Source organism: Streptomyces sp. BK239, from assembly GCF_004217285.1.
Lineage (GTDB): Bacteria > Actinomycetota > Actinomycetes > Streptomycetales > Streptomycetaceae > Streptomyces.
Genome location: NZ_SHKS01000006.1, coordinates 174,351 through 189,908, shown reverse-complemented (window position 1 = coordinate 189,908; position 15,558 = coordinate 174,351). Strand labels below are relative to the sequence as shown.

The window sequence follows — 15,558 nt, the reverse complement described above, 5'->3', positions numbered from 1 at the left end:
TTTCGCCCGCGATTACGGAAACGGCTACGCTCGCCTGCGTGGCTGAGATCCAGATTCCTGCTGACATCAAGCCCGCCGACGGTCGATTCGGCGCGGGCCCCTCCAAGGTGCGGATCGAGGCGCTGGACGCCCTGGCCGCCACCGGCACCTCACTCCTCGGCACCTCCCACCGCCAGGCCCCGGTCAAGAACCTGGTCGGCCAGGTCCGCGAGGGAATCTCCGAGCTGTTCCAGGTCCCGGACGGATACGAGGTGATCCTGGGCAACGGCGGCTCCACCGCCTTCTGGGACATCGCGACCCACGGTCTGATCGAGAACAAGTCGCAGCACCTCAGCTTCGGCGAGTTCAGCTCGAAGTTCGCCAAGGCCGCCAAGCTGGCCCCCTGGCTCGCCGAGCCCACCGTCATCTCCTCCGACCCGGGCACGCACCCCGAGCCCGAGGCCGAGGCCGGCGTCGACGTCTACGCCTTCACGCACAACGAGACCTCCACCGGCGTCGCCGCCCCCGTCCGGCGGGTGCAGGGCGCCGACGAGGGCGCGCTGGTCCTCGTGGACGCCACCTCCGGCGCCGGCGGCCTCCCCGTCGACATCGCCGAGACGGACGTCTACTACTTCGCCCCGCAGAAGTCCTTCGCCTCCGACGGCGGCCTGTGGATCGGCGTCTTCTCCCCGGCGGCGATCGAGCGCGCCGAGCGCGTCCACGCCTCCGGCCGCCACGTCCCGGAGTTCTTCTCGCTCCCGACGGCGATCGACAACTCCCGCAAGAACCAGACGTACAACACCCCGGCCCTGTCGACCCTCTTCCTGCTGAACCAGCAGCTCGAGTGGATCAACGGCCAGGGCGGCCTGGACTGGTCGGTGCGCCGCACGGCGACCTCGGCCCGCACGCTCTACGGCTGGGCCGAGGACGTCAAGTACGCCGACCCGTTCGTCACCGACCCGGCCAAGCGCTCGGCCGTCATCGGCACGATCGACTTCACCGACGAGGTGGACGCCGCCGCCGTCGCCAAGGTCCTGCGCGCCAACGGCATCGTCGACACCGAGCCCTACCGCAAGCTCGGCCGCAACCAGCTGCGCGTCGCGATGTTCCCGGCGATCGACCCGGCGGACGTCGAGGCACTGACGAAGTGCGTCGACTACGTGATCGAACAGCTCTAGCCCCAAGGGCACCACGACGAAGGGCGCTCGGTGACGGCACCGGGCGCCCTTCGCCGTGTCCGCGGGGTCCTTGGGGTCACGGCGCTGCCGCACTTCTGCACCCAGCCGGCGCCACCACGGCGTTCCCTCCGGGAGAACGAACTCGCCGTCCTGCGCTCCTGCCTGCGCGCCCCCACGGCCACTGTTTCTCAGCGGACTTTGGCGGCTCTCTTAAGGCTTCTTGAAGATGCCCTTCGAACACAGCTCCCCGCCCCGGCCTGGTCCTAGGCTCTCGAAAACCCCCCACAGGTCCGGTGGCCGCGATCGCGGCCACCGGGCAGGGGACCGAGTCAGCCGACCGACAGACCGAGGTGTCCTGCATGGGTTCCCGCCGAGCCGCTCCCCCGTCCCGCTTCCACGCCCGCCCCCGCGGTGGGCAGAAGAGGCGCGGTCCCGCGCTGGCCATGGGAGCCGTCGCTGCGCTCGTGGGCGTCGGGATCACCGTGGCCGTCGTCAGCGGCGAGGACGGCGACGCCTCGGACCGGGTGGTCGCGAACAGCACTCACGGGACGCCGGGTGCCGGGGACTCCGGCGACAGTGCCGCGCCGCTCGCCTCTGCTTCGGCGAGCCCGAGCACCACGGCGAGCAGCTCGCCGAGCGCGAAGCCGAAGGAGAAGCGGAAGCAGTCGGCGAGCCCGACCACCCGTGCACGCAAGACGACCGTCCCCGTGTCGAAGGCGCCTGTGAGGACGACGGCGAAGAGCAGCGGCGGCGGGTCGGCGAGCGGTTCCGGCGGCGCGCGGCCGGGCGGCACCGGACCGGACTCCGGATCGGGTTCGCAGTCCGATGGCGGGCCCGAGGCCCAGGTGCTCGCGCTGGTCAACAAGGAGCGGGCCGCGGCGGGCTGCTCACCGGTCACGGCGAACGACCGGCTCACCCGGGCCGCCGACGATTACAGCGACGTCATGGCGAACAGCGGCGTGATGTCCCACACCGGCCCCGACGGTTCGACGATGACGACCCGGGTCGAGGCCGCGGGGTACCAGTGGTCGACCCTGGGCGAGAACATAGCCCAGGGCCAGGCGGACTCCGCCTCGGTGATGAAGTCCTGGATGAACAGCCCCGGGCACCGCGCGAACATACTGAACTGCTCCTTCAAGGAGCTGGGCGTGGGCGTCCACTTCGGCGACGGCGGCCCCTGGTGGACGCAGGACTTCGGCGCCCGTCGCTGACCCCGCTCACCGCACCCCGCCGCCGGCCCCGCCCACGTCGGCCAGCAGGAACGACACCCGCACCCGGGCGCCGCCCAAGGGCGCCCGGGTGATCGTCAGTTCGCCGTCCGCCGCGTGGGACGCCCGGGCCACGATGTCCAGGCCCAGACCCGTCGAACCTCCGACGCTCACCCCCCGTGTGAGCGCTGCGTCGGGGTCCGCCACACCCGGTCCCGCGTCGTCGACCGTGAGGAACACGTGCCGATCCGCCCGCTCCACACGCACGGCGAAGGCGGTGCCCTCCGGGGTGTGCCGGAAGACATTGCCGATCAGGGCGTCGACGACGGCCGCGAGGTCGTCCTCGGGGAAGGCCACGGGCGCCGGTCGCGGCGTGAGGGAGCGCTCGCAGGGTCGTCCTTGCTGGGCGGCGAGGACCGACCAGAAGTCCAGGCGCACGGCGACCACCTCGGCGACGTCGCACGCCTTCGCCGCGCCGGCCGCCGCACGGACCGATTGCGCCGACGCCAGCGGTGTACGTGCCGCGGCGATGATGGAGTCGAGTTCGTTCTCCAGCTGGCCGGCCGCCTCGGCGACCCGCCGGGCGCTGGGCGTCGGCCCCATCCGGTCGGCCTCCAAGTACAGAGCGGTCAACGGGGTGCGCAGCCGGTGCGAGAGGTCGGCGACCAGCTCGCGTTCCACCGCGAGCAGGTCGAGGACGCGGTCGGCCATGGTGTTGAACGCCGCACCGGCCTCCTGCAGTTCGGGCGGGCCGTCGGGCTCGACACGCACGTCCAGATCACCGGAGCCGAGCGCCAGTGAGGCGCGCTTGAGACTGCGCGACGAGCGGACGACGCGGGCGCCGAGCCGGTCGGCGACGAGTACCGAACCGCCGACCAGACCCAGCGCGAGCAGCGCCATGACGCCCCAGGAAGCGACCACGCCCCGGGTGAGGTCCGCGACGGGCACGAAGGCCTCCACGACCGCGACCCGGTCGCCCTGCAGGACGACGGGCTGGAGGTAGACCCAGCCGCCGGCGGTGTCCACCGCCAGCGTCTCGCGCCCGCGCACGGCTCGGTCGAGTGCGGCCCGGGGCGCGTGCGGGGTGCCGACGAAGTCGCCGTCGGGCAGACGTACGACGAGTTGGTCGGAGGAGCCGAGCTCGGCGAGGGCCTGCTGCACGTCGGCCCGCCGGGTGGTGAGGGCGAGCACCGGAGACAGGGCGGACGCCCGCTGCTCGGCGGCCGTGGTGGCCCGGTCCCGCACCTGTTCGCGCACGAGGAGGGCGAGAGGGATCAGAAAGGACAGGGCCACCATCGAGGTGACGGCCAGGGCGATCCCGGCGAGGGCACGTCTCATGGCGAGCTGACCAACTTGATGCCCAGGCCGCGAACCGTGCGCAGATAGCGGGGCTTTCGCGCCTTCTCTCCCATTTTGCGGCGGAGCGCGGAGAGGTGGACGTCGACCGTCTGGTCCTCGAGGTACGGCTGCTGCCACACCTCTGCGAGTATGCGCTGCCGGGAGACGACCTGGTCGGCGTGGTCGGCGAGGTAGGCGAGCAGATCGAACTCGCGGCGGGTCAGGGGCAGTTCCCGGCCGGCCAGGTGCGCGGTGCGCGCGGTCGGGTCGATGCGCAGGTCCGCCACCTGCAGGACGGGCCGCTGGGCCGCAGTCACGTCGGCGGGCACGGACCGGCGCAGCACGGCGGCGAGCCGGGCGGCGAGCTGGCCGCCGGAGAACGGCTTGACCAGGTAGTCGTCGGCCCCCGCGTTGAGCAGCCGGATGATCTCGCTCTCGTCGTCACGGGCGGTGGCGACCAGGACCGGCACGCGGGAAATGCCCCGGATCATGCGCAGCACGTCGAGACCGTCGAGATCGGGCAGCCCCAGGTCGAGCACCACGATGTCCGGCGGGCTCCGGGTGATCTCGCGCAGTGCCTCGAAACCCTGATGGGTGGTCCTGACCGCGTAACCGTGCCCGGTCAGGACCTCGATCAGCGCGGCCCGGATGACGGGGTCGTCCTCGACGACAAGTACGGAGGCCATGGGCAGGCACGTTAGCCGGTCCGTCACTATGGTGCCGTGTTCCGCCTCCTGCGCTACCTGATCATATGGCTGGCCTGTACGGCAGCCAGTGTCACCGCTGTCATCCTCACGATTCACTTCGTGGTGGGGTCGACCCGGCCGACCGCGCCGGTCGCGCAGTCCGCGCCGAGTGAGCCCGTCAAGTCCCCGCGGCCGAGTCCCACCACCGCGAAACCCTCCCCGAGCCCGTCGGCGAGCAGCCGCAGGCCCAGCCCGCCGCCCCGGAGCAGCGAGCCGGCGACCGATCCCAGCCCGACGCCACCGCCGACGCCCACCGCGCGCGCCAGTGCCCGGGAGACGCCGGCCGGCGCGGACGGCTCGGGGTGCCGGGAAGGCGGCGCCGGTGTCTACACGGTGCCGTCCGAGGGCGGCAAGGCGACCGTGCGGTTCGGCGACGACGCGGTGTGCCTGGTCTCGGCGGTGCCGAACCGGGGGTTCACGGTGACTACGAGCCGGACAGAGGCGCAGACGCTCACGGTGACGTTCTCGGCGAGCCGCCACCGGTCTGAGATCACCGCCACGACCCAGCCGCAGAGCAGGGCCGACGTCCGCGAGGTGTCGTGGTGACGCCCCTGGGACTCCATGCGACTTCGTGATCCATCCGATTGCGGGGGGTGGCGGATCGTCGCTGACAGTGGCTGCGCCGGGCCGGCTCGGTGGTGTCCACGCCGGTTCGACCAGTGCGGCAGCCTGCGCGGGGATGGGCGGGTGAGCTCAGCGGGGCGCCGGCGGGTGGCGGACCTCGCGCGGGCTGCGGCGGCGGTCCCTGCCGGGTCCGCTTGCGTCGAGGCTTCCCAGGGGTGTGCGGCCGGGGCCGCTCCCGCTGAGGCCTCGGCGGGGTGCCTGGCCCGGTCCGCCCCGGGCGAGGACCCGGCAGCGGGCCGGGCGGGTCCGCTCCCGGCCGCGCCGCCCCGGCTGCGCCGCCCCGGCCTGGGCGAGGGAGCCCGGCATCGCACTCGCGGTCCCGGCGGCACGCCCGTCCGTGCCCGCTGCCGGTGGTGCTTCGTCCCGCACCGTGCGCGCCGCCTCGACGGGCGGCATCCGCGTCGCCGTCAGGGCGCAGAAGCCGTCTGTGCCCCGACCCGGGCGCGTGACCACCTCGCACGAGCACGGCCGGCTGCGCATCCGATGCGGCCGCCACCCGCGAAGCAGGATCGAGACTCCTTTCGAAGGGAAGATCCCCATGAGCTCCCGATTCCCCGTCGCACTCGCAGCCTCCGCCGGCGCCTGCGCCCTGGCCCTCGGCGCGGCCGCCCCGGCCCTGGCCGACCAGCAGGACAAGGCCATGGTGTCCGTCTTCCACGGCATCCCCGGACTGACCGTGGACGTGTACGCCAACGGCGACGAGCTGCTCAGCGACTTCGAGCCCGGCACCGTGACGAACCCGCAGTCCCTCGACGCCGGAACCTACGACATCAAGATCTTCGAAGCGGGCAAGGGGCCGGAGGGGACTCCGGCCCTGGAGAAGAAGGTCGAGGTGCCCGAGGGCGGGAACGCCACGGTCGCCGCGCACCTCTCCGCCGACGGCAAGCCGCAGTTGACGGCCTTCACCAACGACGTCTCCGGAGTCGACGCCGGCAAGTCGCGTCTTACGGTCCGCCATGTCGCGGCCGCTCCCGCAGTGGACGTCCGGGCCGGCGGGCAGCCCGTCTTCACCGACCTGACCAACCCGAAGCAGGACACCGCCGAGGTCGACGCGGGCACGGTCAACGCCGATGTGGTGCTCGCCGGGACGGACACCGTGGCCATAGGCCCGGTCGACCTGCCCCTGAAGGAGGGCACCAGCAACGTCGTCTACGCCTGGGGCAGCGCCGCCGACAAGAACCTGGCCCTGGCGACCCAGTCGTTCAGCGGCATGGCATCGGCCCCCCGGGGCGTCGACGCGGGCGGCAGCGGCGCCGCCGTCAACCCGGACTCCTCCGACATGTGGCCGGCGTGGGCCGCCGCGGCCGGGGTGGTCACGGTGACGGTCGTCCTGACGGCCCGCCGCTTCGCCGGCCGACGTGGGTGACGGCAGGCGTCGCCGCCCGGGCCCGATCATGGTGGCTGCCGCACTGGCGGCCACCATCGGCCTCACGGGACCGCCGCCGGAACAGTCCGCGCTCCCGGAGGACTTCGCGGCGGCCCCGTCGGGCCGTCCCCCCTCCACTGCCGCCGCACCGCGACGGCCCGCGGAAGCATTCCCGAAGCCGCCGTCACCGGCCGCGCCGCAGCATGGCCCACCCGTACGGATCCTGGTGGACGACGTGGACCTCGACGCGCGCGTGATCCCGGTGGGCGTGACGGAGCGGGGCGACATGACCGTCCCCGACGACCCGGCCACGGCCGGCTGGTACCGCTACGGCCCGGCGCCGGGCAGTGCCCAGGGCTCGACCGTGCTGGTCGGCCACGTCGACACGGACTCCGGCGACCTGGGCGAATTCGCCGCGCTGTACGACGTGCGGAGAGGTCATCGGGTGGAGGTACGCCGCTCGGGGGCGCCCCCGGTGCGCTACCGGATCCTCTCCCGCGTCACGGTCCCCAAGGACGAACTGCCCTCGTCGGCGTTCCGCCGCTCGGGCGCCCCCGTGCTCACTCTCATCACCTGCGCGCCCCCGTACGTCCCCGAGCGGGGCGGCTACCTCTCCAACCTCGTCGTCACCGCGGCGCCCATCGGGTCCGGGAGGCGGTGGTGACGAGGAGAATCCCGACAGTCATCGCCGTTGCCAGGACGCGAACGGCGCCCGCCGTTTGTGCACGCAGAGAACACTACGACTTCACTGCCGGACAAGAATCGTTTGCACGAACCTGTAACTTCCGAATGCAAGGAGCCTGTCTGCAATCGACGGTCCCGCGCACTGTTCCAGGGGAGTAGTTCATGAGTACCCAGGCAAAGAGATTCGGTTTCGGTATGCCGTGGGAGTCGTTGTACGGGTACAGCCAGGCCACCCAGGTCGGTGACACGGTTTACGTTTCAGGACAGCTGTCTCATGACGGTCACGGCAACTTCGTGGGCGCAGGCGACTTCGAACTGCAGGTGCGAACCACGCTGGAGAATCTGGACCTGGTGCTGAGGCAGTGCGGGGCCGAGCGTAGCCAGATAGTGGAGACCACGGTCCTGGTGAGGAACCTGCGGGAGAATTTCGACACGACAGCGCGTCTCCACGCCGAGTACTTCGGGGAGCACCGGCCCGCCAGCACGGTCATGGGAATTTCCGACTTGGCACTGCCGGAACAACTCGTTGAGATCGGCGCGCTCGTACGTCTCGACGTGAAGCCATAGACAGAAGCCCGGCACGCGAGTTCGGTTCGAGCGTGGGGAGCGTGCGGTCGCGAGGCGGAGGGTCGCCCTCGTACCCGGCGTACGAAGGCGACCCCGACAACGCGGCGAGCGCGCGCCAGGCGACGCGAGCCTGGGGGGACCTCCCCCGCGCGTAGGGCAGTGGGGAGGGACCTTCCGCCTAGGTCGCCGTGCAGCTCACGCTCGGTACGCCTCCCCCGCCCGGCGCCCCGCCGAAGCCGAGGCTCGCCGAACCGCCCGCCGGGACGCTGCCGTTGTGCGCCGCGTTCGCCGCCGTCACCGTCGCACCGGTCTGGGTGTACGTCGCGTTCCACATGTTCGTCACCTTCTGGGCGCCGGGCCACGTCCAGGTGACCTTCCACGAACTCAGCGGTTTGGAACCGGAGTTGGTGACCTTCACCTCGGCGTTGAAGCCGCCTCCCCAGTCGCTGCTGACGCTGTAGACGGCGGTGCAGGCGGGCGTGCCGCCACCCGGGTCACCGGGGCCGCCGGGATCGCCGCCTCCGGGGCCGGGAGGGAAGCCCGGGGCCTTGACGCTCGCCAGGTAGCCGTCCTTCACGGTGTCCACGGTCGTCCAGTCGTTCTGCAGGATGCCGCCGGTGTCACCGGAGTTGGGGTTCCAGGACCAGAAGGTCCAGTGGAAGGAGTCGCTGCCGTACGCCGACGTCGAGCGCAGGTAGCTCACCAGGGCGGACAGCCAGCGCTGGTCGACGGTGGACTGGAGCGTCGTGCCGAACTCGCCGAGCCAGACCGGGGCGATGTTCTGCTTGAAGATGTAACCCCAGTACCGGTCCCAGATGCCTGGCATGTTCGCGGGGAACGAAGGGTCGCTGAACCAGGGCTGCTGGGCCACGCTGGTGGCGTAGTCGTGCGCCGAATACACCAGTCGGTCGGCCACGTTCAGCCGGACCGGGTACTGGGCGACGCCCATCAGGTTGCCGCCCCACCAGTTGGAGGAGCCGTTGAAGCTCTGCACGCCCTCCACGAAGATCAGCAGCTGCGGGTTGACGGACAGGACCGCGTTACCGGCCCGCTCGGCGGCCAGCCGCCAGTCCCTGGTCGTGTCGCCGCACCCCCAACAGGCCGGATCGTGAGGCTCGTTGTGCAGATCGATGCCGACGACGGTGGAGTTGCCGGCGTAACGACCCGCCAGCGCCCTGAGGTTGGCGATCCACGTGGACTCGGGGACCGCCTGGGTGTACCAGAGCGCCGACTGACCCGCCGAGTCCGGCCGGTGGCGGTCCAGGATGACCTTCAGGCCGGCTTGACCGGCGTAGCCGACGACCTTGTCCAGCACCTGCAACGAGGTCAGGCCCTGGAGGTCGGCGTTCTTGCCGCCGGAGAAGTCGACGCCGACGGGCGTCGCACCCGGCTTGAGGATGTCGTCGCTGTAGGGGACGCGGAGGGTGTTGTAACCCAGCGTCCGGATCTGGTCGACCATGCTCTTGTAGTCGCGGGTCCACAGGCCGTGGACGACCCGGTTGTCGGTCTCGAAGCCGAACCAGTTGATGCCGGCGACGCGGACCGGCTGACCGGCGGAGTCCAGGAGCCGGCGTCCACTGGTGTGCCAGTAGCCGGCTCCGGCGTCGGCGGAGCGGAGCTCGCCCGCCACCGCCCCGGCTCCGGCCCCCACGTCGGCGGCGGTTTCGGCGGTGGCCCGCGCGCCGGCCGCCAGCGGTAACACGAGCGCGGCGACCACCGCGCACAGCGTCCTGCGCAAGCTGGTGAGGAACATGTGCCTGCTTCCTCTCGGGAGGTGCGGGCCGGAATCAGTGGGAGCGCTCCCACCCCGCTCTCCCATGGAAGTCAAGGCACATGAACACGTCAAGATGCGGAACGCCGCGGACTCGGCTTCGCGCCCGATCGGGCACGGCTCGCCCCCCGCCGCTCCCGGGCACCTCCGCCGACCCCGGGGGCCCTCCGCCGCCCCCGGGGGCCTCCGCCGCTGCCGGCGCCTACCCCCCTGGCGTCTCCGCCGCTCCCGCTACCCCCGCCGCCGCAGTCGCCGCACGCCGAACACGGCCAGGCACAGGGCCGCCAGCGCCGCCCCGCCCAGCTTCACGGTCCTGCCCGCCCCCTCACCGCCCCCGTCTCCGCTCTTCGAGGACGCCGAACTCCCGCCTCCAGAAGCGGACTTGCCGCTCCCACCGGCATCGCCGGGAGCGTCCTCCGCCTGCACCGGGCTCTGTTCGCCCTCCGTGCCGTACAGCAGCTTCGAGCCGTCGGCCGAGAAGCTGACGGATTCCCCCTGCCGCTGCAACGGCAGGTCGAGCCGCCCCAGCCGCTCGGGCCGGCCGCCGTTCCAGTCGTAGTCGATACCGCCGAAGTAACCGCGCACGGCGAGACGCCGGCCGTCCGGGGAGAGGGCGGCGTCGGTGGCCCACAGGTCGATGGGGGCGACGGGCCTGAACACGTTGACGCCGGAGGCGGAGAGCCGGGCCGGGCCCTCGTAGAGGTGCCCGCCCTCCTCCTGCTTGTCGATGATGTAGACACGGCCGGTCTTCGGATGCACCACGAGCGACTCGGCGTCGCGCGGACCGTCCTGGTACTTCACGACGTACTGCGTGGCGCGGACCTTCTGGTCCTTGAGTTCCTTCGGCTCGGGCAGCCGGTACACCCACACGTGGTCCCACTCGACGCCGTCGTTGTCGCCGATGTCGCCGACGTAGAGCTGGCCGTCCGGTCCGACGGCGATCGCCTCGACGTCGCGCGGGGTGCCCACCCCGGTCATGGTGATCGTCGCGACGGTGCGGCCGGTGGAGCTGTCCACCGCGTAGAGGAAGGCGCCCTTGTCCTGGTCGTTGTGCGTCCAGTAGATCCCGGGGTGCCGGCGGGAGGCGGCCAGGCCGCTGGACTCGGTGATGCGCGGGTCCTCGATCGTGAAACTCCCGTCGCCGTCGGCGGCGGAGGCGGGCACGGTGAGGGCGCCCACGAGCAGGGCCCCGGCAAGGAGGGCGAACGGTCGACGCATGCCCCAAGACTGCCATCCCGCCCGGCCTTTGCGTCGTCCGTGGCAGGCCTCACACCCCACACGTCACCTTGATCCCTCATGATGAGCGGATGCTCAGGTTGATGCCCGTCGGCGACTCGATGACGATCGGCAGCGCGGGTGAGCACACCTGGCGCTACCGACTGTGGCTGCACCTGTGCGAGACGTACGGCGGCTCGTTCACCTTCGTCGGCCCGCGCGAGACGCTGTACGACAAGACGGCGGACGCCCCCACCTCGTACGCGTACGCCGAACCCGACTTCCCGCGCCGGCACCTGGCCGGGTGGGGCGAGGGCTGGCTGCACATGGCGCCGCTGGTCGGCGAGGCGGTGCGGGAGCACCGGGCGGACGTCCTGCTGGTCTCCCTGGGCCTGATCGACCTCGGCTTCTACACGAACGCCGAGCAGACGGCGGACAACGTCCGCGCGTTCGTCGCCGAGGCGAGGGCGGCCCGGCCCCGGACGCGGGCGGTGCTGCTGCCGGTGATCCCCAACGTCCGCGCCGCGAACGACGCGCCCTTCGCCACGCAGGTCGCCCGCTTCAACGAACTGCTCGCCAAGACGGCGGCGGACCTCGACCAGCCCTCGTCCCCGCTGCTGATGGCGTCGGTCCCGGAGACCTGGGACATCCACACCGACACCTACGACGGCACCCACCCGAACGCCAGCGGCGAACACAAACTCGCCGGCGCGTTCGCGGACGCGCTCCACCAGGCGTGGGGCATGGGCGGCCCCTACGGCCCGTAAGACCCGTACGACCCGTAAGACCCCTAGGGGGCGCAGAAGTTCGTGGGCCGGAACCCCCGGACCCCTACGACCCGTACGCCCCCTACAACCCCGACGGCACAGCCGGCTGACGCTCAAGTCGTCACCAGGCGAAGGCCTCCGGGGACGGGCCCGGGCCGGGGAAGACCTCGTCCAGGCCGGCGAGGAGCTCGTCGGACAGCTCCAACTCCACCGCGCGGACCGCCGACCGGAGCTGCTCGGCGGTGCGGGGGCCGACGATCGGGCCGGTCACGCCGGGGCGGGTGAGCAGCCACGCCAGGGCGGCCTCGCCGGGCTCCAGGCCGTGCTTGTCGAGGAGGTTCTCGTAGGCCTGCACCTGCGCGCGGACGCCGTCGTCCTCCAGTGCGGCGGCGGCCCGGCCGGAGGCGCGGCGGACGCCCTGCGCCTCCTTCTTGAGGACGCCGCCGAGCAGTCCGCCGTGCAGCGGCGACCAGGGGATCACCCCGAGCCCGTACTCCCGCGCGGCCGGGATGACCTCCATCTCGGCGCGCCGCTCGGCCAGGTTGTACAGGCACTGCTCGCTGACGAGCCCGATGGCGCCGCCGCGGCGGGCGGCGATCTCGTTGGCCTGGGCGATCTTGTAGCCGGGGAAGTTGCTGGACCCGGCGTAGAGGATCTTGCCCTGCTGCACGAGCACGTCGACGGCCTGCCAGATCTCCTCGAACGGGGTGTTCCGGTCGACGTGGTGGAACTGGTAGACGTCGATGTGGTCGGTCCCCAGCCGCTTGAGGCTGGCGTCGACCGCGCGCCGGATGTTGAGCGCGGAGAGCTTGTCGTGGTTGGGCCATGCGGCACCGTCGCCGGCCATGTTGCCGTACACCTTCGTGGCGAGGACGACCTTGTCGCGCCGCTCGCCCCCCTTGGCGAACCAGCTGCCGATGATCTCCTCGGTGCGGCCCTTGTTCTCGCCCCACCCATACACGTTCGCGGTGTCGAAGAAGTTGATACCGGCGGCCAGCGCCGCGTCCATGATCGCGTGGCTGTCCGCTTCGTCCGTCTGCGGTCCGAAGTTCATGGTCCCCAGGACCAGTCGGCTGACCTTGAGTCCGGTACGTCCGAGCTGCGTGTACTCCATGGGGCCCCAGCCAACGCCTTGAAGCCCACTCGAAGCAAGAGACCCGCGGAAGGCGCACGCGGAACCACGCGCCCCTCTCCAACTCCACGCGAGCACACCCCCCGAGGGGCGCGGGGAACCGCGCGACCGGCCCCCACGGACCCGCAGCCGACCGGCGACGGCGGGCACCCCGAGCCGCCCGACCGGCGGAGCTAGAGCGCCGCGGCCACCGCCACGACGACGAACATCAGCACCAGCACGGCGGCCATGATCCGGTTACGGGTTTTCGGGTCCACACCACGAGCCTAACCGGCCCCGCCCAGTGCCCACCGGCCGACCGGGTCGTAGCGGGGCTGCTCCCCCGGCGTCCCGGACCTGGGCAGGTCGCTGCGCACCAGCACCAGCTCACCCACCGTCCACGTCCGGCCGGCGAAGGCGTCCAGCGTCTCGACGTACGGCCGGACGTCGACGGCGTCCCGGCTGCGGGCCAGCGTCAGGTGGGCCTTGTAGCGGCGGTGCTCCCCCATGTCGAGGCCGGCCCTGCGCGCCGCGGCCTCCGCCCGCTCGGCGAGCAGCCGCAGCGCCGCAGTCTCACCGTCCACCCCGGCCCACAGCGCCCGCCCGTGCCCGAACTGCCCCCCGCCCCGCAGCGCGAGACCGAAAGGCGCGGTGCGGTGCGCGGCCCGCGCCAGCCGGGCCGACAGCTCCGGTACGACGTCGTCGTCGACCTCGCCGTAGAAGGCGAGCGTGAAGTGCCAGCCGGGCCGTCCGGTCCAGCGCAACGCGTCCGCACCGGGCAGCTTCCGCAACGCGGCCACCTCGTCGGCGAGTTCGAGGGCGACGTCCTCGGGAGGCAGGACGGCGGCGAAGAGTCTCATACGGTCAGTCTGCCCCTGCCCCTGCCCCAGGTTCCGGGCGTGTCCCGGGCACCGTACGTATCGTTGTACTGCGCGGCTGCACCCGCCCACGGGACAGCCGGGGAGGAAGCGCCACGATGACCGTCGTCGACGACAGGATCGCCATGGCCGACGCGAACACCCAGCGCCTGGACGAGTGGTTCGAGCGGCTGGAGCAGATGCCCGTCCCCGAAGGATTCCGGGTCGAGATCGTCGGGGGCACTGTTCACATGACGCCGCAGCGCGACACTCATTGGCTGATCATTCGCAGGATCGTGCGGGCCGTCGAGGACAAGTTCGGGATGGAGGTGAAGGTGTTCTCGGACGTCCGCATCGACTTCCCTGGTCACGAGAACGGCTTCTGCCCCGATGTCGCCCTGCTCAGCGCCTCGGCTGTGAAGGACGACGAAGGCCGCTGGCGTCACGACGACGTCGAGTTCGTCGCCGAGGTGATCTCCAAGGGCACCGCCGCCAACGACTACGGCCCCAAGAAGACCGCCTACGCCGTCGCCGAGGTGCCCGTCTACCTCGTCGCCGACCCCTACCAGGGCAAGTGTCACCTCTACACGCAGCCCAAGGACGGCGAGTACCTCAGTGAACTGTCCGTGGTCTTCGGGACGGACGTCGACATGACCGCCACCCCCCTCGGCCTGACCCTCAAGACCGACGAGTTCCCACGCGACTGAACCCGTGCGCGGCCGATCTCAAGGGCCCGGCCCCCGAACGCCGGACCAGGGCTACGCCGCCGCGGCCAGCTCCTCCCGCTCCCGCGGCACGAACCGCACCGTCGGGTGCCCGTGGCGCCAGCCCACCGCGAGCCGCAGACCGCCGATGCGGGTGAGGATCACACCGATCGCGACGGCGGCGACGGCGGAGACGGCGCCGCCCGCCGCGAGACCGGCGCGGACACCGTACGCGTCGGTGATCCAGCCTGCGATCGGCGCGCCCACCGGGGAGCCGCCCAGGAAGACCATCATGTACAGGGCCATGACCCGGCCGCGCATGGCGGGGTCGGTGCCCATCTGGATGCTGGTGTTGGCGGTGACGTTGAGCGTCATGCCGAACACCCCGATCGGGGCCATGAGCAGGGCGAACAGCCACAGGGACGGGGCGGCCGCCGCGACCAGCTCCAGCACGCCGAAGGCGATTCCCGCCGCGACCAGCACCCGGAGCCGGGCCGTGCCGCGCCGGGCCGCGAGCAGCGCGCCGATCAGCGAGCCGACGGCCATGAGCGTGTTGAAGAGGCTGTAGGAGCCCGCGCCGGCGTGGAAGACGTCGTCGGCGAAGGCGGTCAGGTAGACGGGGAAGTTGAAGCCGAAGGTGCCGACGAACCCGACCAGGACGATCGGCCAGATCAGGTCGGGGCGTCCGGCGACATAGCGCAGGCCTTCCCGCAGCTGGCCCTTGCCGCGCGGGGCGCGCTCGACTACGTGCAGTTCACGGGCGCGCATCAGCAGCAGGCCGGTGATGGGCGCGACGAAGGACAGGCCGTTGGCGAGGAACGCCCAGCCGGTGCCCACACCGGTGATCATCAGGCCCGCGACGGCGGGGCCGACGAGCCGCGCGGACTGGAAGTTCGCGGAGTTCAGGCTGACCGCGTTCTGCAGTTGCGCCGGGCCGACCATCTCGGAGACGAAGGACTGGCGGGCGGGGTTGTCGAGCACGGTCGCCAGGCCCACGGCGAAGGCGGCGACGTAGACGTGCCAGACCTGAACGTGTCCGGAGAGGGTGAGCGCGGCGAGCGCGACGCCGGTGAGGCCCATCGCGGCCTGGGTGCCGAGCAGCGTGCGGCGCTTGGACAGCCGGTCGACGAGGACGCCGCCGTAGAGCCCGAAGAACAGCATGGGCACGAACTGCAGGGCGGTGGTGACGCCGACGGCGGTGGCGGAGCCGGTGAGGCTGAGCACCAGCCAGTCCTGGGCGATGCGCTGCATCCAGGTGCCGATGTTGGAGACGACCTGGCCGGCGAAGAACAGCCTGTAGTTCCTGACCTTCAGGGAGCTGAACATCGAGGACTTGCGGGCGCCTTCGGCAGGCGCCGGTGGAACGGTGTCGTGGGTGGTCGGTGCGGGGGCGGAGTCTGCTCCGGGTCCCGAACTCAAACGGGTTCGCCTCCTTCTGGCGTC

General features: G+C 71.8%; 18 protein-coding genes. 7 read left to right on the top strand and 11 right to left on the bottom strand.

What is annotated here, in order from left to right:
- Positions 1-38: 38 nt before the first annotated feature.
- Positions 39-1,157 carry a phosphoserine transaminase gene (gene serC, locus EV567_RS20140; protein ID WP_130442054.1) on the top strand — a complete coding sequence of 373 codons (1,119 nt, stop codon included), beginning with the start codon at positions 39-41 and terminating at the stop codon, positions 1,155-1,157.
- Positions 1,158-1,486: 329 nt separating this feature from the next.
- On the opposite strand, the gene EV567_RS28265 is transcribed toward serC, so the two are convergent.
- Both EV567_RS28265 and EV567_RS28510 read right to left on the bottom strand, forming a co-directional pair.
- Positions 1,487-1,702, bottom strand: a complete 216-nt coding sequence (locus EV567_RS28265) for a hypothetical protein (RefSeq protein ID WP_242620946.1) — start codon at positions 1,700-1,702, stop codon at positions 1,487-1,489.
- Positions 1,699-1,851, bottom strand: a complete 153-nt coding sequence (locus EV567_RS28510) for a hypothetical protein (protein WP_347400499.1) — start codon at positions 1,849-1,851, stop codon at positions 1,699-1,701. The genes EV567_RS28265 and EV567_RS28510 overlap by 4 nt, the downstream gene beginning before the upstream one ends.
- Before the next feature lie 13 nt (positions 1,852-1,864).
- Between EV567_RS28510 and EV567_RS20135 the strand changes: the two genes are divergently transcribed.
- A complete protein-coding gene (locus EV567_RS20135) occupies positions 1,865-2,368 on the top strand; it encodes a CAP domain-containing protein (RefSeq protein WP_347400498.1) in 504 nt (167 codons plus the stop codon).
- A gap of 6 nt (positions 2,369-2,374) precedes the next feature.
- Here the strand turns inward: EV567_RS20135 and EV567_RS20130 are convergent, their stop codons facing one another.
- The 4 genes from EV567_RS20130 to EV567_RS28255 all read right to left on the bottom strand — a co-directional run bounded on the left by EV567_RS20130 (position 2,375) and on the right by EV567_RS28255 (position 5,012).
- On the bottom strand, positions 2,375-3,703 hold the full coding sequence (locus tag EV567_RS20130; protein WP_130442050.1) for a HAMP domain-containing sensor histidine kinase: 1,329 nt from the start codon (positions 3,701-3,703) through the stop codon (positions 2,375-2,377).
- Positions 3,700-4,389 carry a response regulator transcription factor gene (locus EV567_RS20125; protein WP_165430435.1) on the bottom strand — a complete coding sequence of 230 codons (690 nt, stop codon included), beginning with the start codon at positions 4,387-4,389 and terminating at the stop codon, positions 3,700-3,702. The genes EV567_RS20130 and EV567_RS20125 overlap by 4 nt, the downstream gene beginning before the upstream one ends.
- Positions 4,390-4,502: 113 nt before the next feature.
- Positions 4,503-4,703 carry a hypothetical protein gene (locus tag EV567_RS28260; protein ID WP_242620916.1) on the bottom strand — a complete coding sequence of 67 codons (201 nt, stop codon included), beginning with the start codon at positions 4,701-4,703 and terminating at the stop codon, positions 4,503-4,505.
- 72 nt (positions 4,704-4,775) lie between these two features.
- Entirely contained in the window at positions 4,776-5,012 is a 237-nt protein-coding gene (locus EV567_RS28255) for a hypothetical protein (protein ID WP_242620915.1), read from the bottom strand.
- 599 nt (positions 5,013-5,611) lie between these two features.
- Between EV567_RS28255 and EV567_RS20110 the strand changes: the two genes are divergently transcribed.
- From EV567_RS20110 to EV567_RS20100, 3 genes are all read left to right on the top strand, one after another.
- Positions 5,612-6,439 (top strand): DUF4397 domain-containing protein, encoded by an 828-nt coding sequence (locus EV567_RS20110; protein ID WP_130442044.1) that lies wholly within the window; start codon positions 5,612-5,614, stop codon positions 6,437-6,439.
- A gap of 226 nt (positions 6,440-6,665) precedes the next feature.
- Complete coding sequence (locus EV567_RS20105) at positions 6,666-7,103, top strand: class F sortase (RefSeq protein ID WP_242620914.1); 438 nt, start codon at positions 6,666-6,668, stop codon at positions 7,101-7,103.
- Positions 7,104-7,285: 182 nt separating this feature from the next.
- A complete protein-coding gene (locus EV567_RS20100; protein ID WP_130442040.1) occupies positions 7,286-7,690 on the top strand; it encodes a RidA family protein in 405 nt (134 codons plus the stop codon).
- Between the two features lie 178 nt (positions 7,691-7,868).
- Here the strand turns inward: EV567_RS20100 and EV567_RS20095 are convergent, their stop codons facing one another.
- Both EV567_RS20095 and EV567_RS20090 read right to left on the bottom strand, forming a co-directional pair.
- Positions 7,869-9,443 (bottom strand): cellulase family glycosylhydrolase, encoded by a 1,575-nt coding sequence (locus tag EV567_RS20095; protein WP_130442038.1) that lies wholly within the window; start codon positions 9,441-9,443, stop codon positions 7,869-7,871.
- 249 nt (positions 9,444-9,692) lie between these two features.
- Positions 9,693-10,679: a WD40 repeat domain-containing protein gene (locus tag EV567_RS20090; RefSeq protein ID WP_130442036.1), complete on the bottom strand. Its 987-nt coding sequence runs from the start codon at positions 10,677-10,679 to the stop codon at positions 9,693-9,695.
- 89 nt (positions 10,680-10,768) lie between these two features.
- Between EV567_RS20090 and EV567_RS20085 the strand changes: the two genes are divergently transcribed.
- Entirely contained in the window at positions 10,769-11,443 is a 675-nt protein-coding gene (locus EV567_RS20085) for a GDSL-type esterase/lipase family protein (protein WP_130442034.1), read from the top strand.
- A gap of 121 nt (positions 11,444-11,564) precedes the next feature.
- Here the strand turns inward: EV567_RS20085 and EV567_RS20080 are convergent, their stop codons facing one another.
- Together EV567_RS20080 and thpR are read right to left on the bottom strand one after the other, a co-directional pair.
- Complete coding sequence (locus tag EV567_RS20080) at positions 11,565-12,557, bottom strand: aldo/keto reductase (RefSeq protein ID WP_130442032.1); 993 nt, start codon at positions 12,555-12,557, stop codon at positions 11,565-11,567.
- A 284-nt stretch (positions 12,558-12,841) separates the two neighbouring features.
- Entirely contained in the window at positions 12,842-13,414 is a 573-nt protein-coding gene (thpR, locus tag EV567_RS20075) for an RNA 2',3'-cyclic phosphodiesterase (protein WP_130442030.1), read from the bottom strand.
- Between the two features lie 116 nt (positions 13,415-13,530).
- Between thpR and EV567_RS20070 the strand changes: the two genes are divergently transcribed.
- Positions 13,531-14,118: a Uma2 family endonuclease gene (locus EV567_RS20070; protein WP_130442028.1), complete on the top strand. Its 588-nt coding sequence runs from the start codon at positions 13,531-13,533 to the stop codon at positions 14,116-14,118.
- A gap of 51 nt (positions 14,119-14,169) precedes the next feature.
- Here the strand turns inward: EV567_RS20070 and EV567_RS20065 are convergent, their stop codons facing one another.
- Positions 14,170-15,534 carry an MFS transporter gene (locus tag EV567_RS20065; RefSeq protein ID WP_130442026.1) on the bottom strand — a complete coding sequence of 455 codons (1,365 nt, stop codon included), beginning with the start codon at positions 15,532-15,534 and terminating at the stop codon, positions 14,170-14,172.
- Between the last annotated feature and the right edge of the window lie 24 nt (positions 15,535-15,558).

Bases quoted from the DNA above. Each gene is read 5' to 3' on its own strand.
- EV567_RS20130 (WP_130442050.1), bottom strand. From the start codon at position 3,703: ATGAGACGTGCCCTCGCCGGGATCGCCCTGGCCGTCACCTCGATGGTG.
- EV567_RS20125 (WP_165430435.1), bottom strand. From the start codon at position 4,389: ATGGCCTCCGTACTTGTCGTCGAGGACGACCCCGTCATCCGGGCCGCG.
- EV567_RS28255 (WP_242620915.1), bottom strand. From the start codon at position 5,012: ATGGAGTCCCAGGGGCGTCACCACGACACCTCGCGGACGTCGGCCCTG.
- EV567_RS20110 (WP_130442044.1), top strand. From the start codon at position 5,612: ATGAGCTCCCGATTCCCCGTCGCACTCGCAGCCTCCGCCGGCGCCTGC.
- EV567_RS20100 (WP_130442040.1), top strand. From the start codon at position 7,286: ATGAGTACCCAGGCAAAGAGATTCGGTTTCGGTATGCCGTGGGAGTCG.
- EV567_RS20095 (WP_130442038.1), bottom strand. From the start codon at position 9,443: ATGTTCCTCACCAGCTTGCGCAGGACGCTGTGCGCGGTGGTCGCCGCG.
- EV567_RS20090 (WP_130442036.1), bottom strand. From the start codon at position 10,679: ATGCGTCGACCGTTCGCCCTCCTTGCCGGGGCCCTGCTCGTGGGCGCC.
- EV567_RS20085 (WP_130442034.1), top strand. From the start codon at position 10,769: ATGCTCAGGTTGATGCCCGTCGGCGACTCGATGACGATCGGCAGCGCG.
- EV567_RS20080 (WP_130442032.1), bottom strand. From the start codon at position 12,557: ATGGAGTACACGCAGCTCGGACGTACCGGACTCAAGGTCAGCCGACTG.
- thpR (WP_130442030.1), bottom strand. From the start codon at position 13,414: ATGAGACTCTTCGCCGCCGTCCTGCCTCCCGAGGACGTCGCCCTCGAA.
- EV567_RS20070 (WP_130442028.1), top strand. From the start codon at position 13,531: ATGACCGTCGTCGACGACAGGATCGCCATGGCCGACGCGAACACCCAG.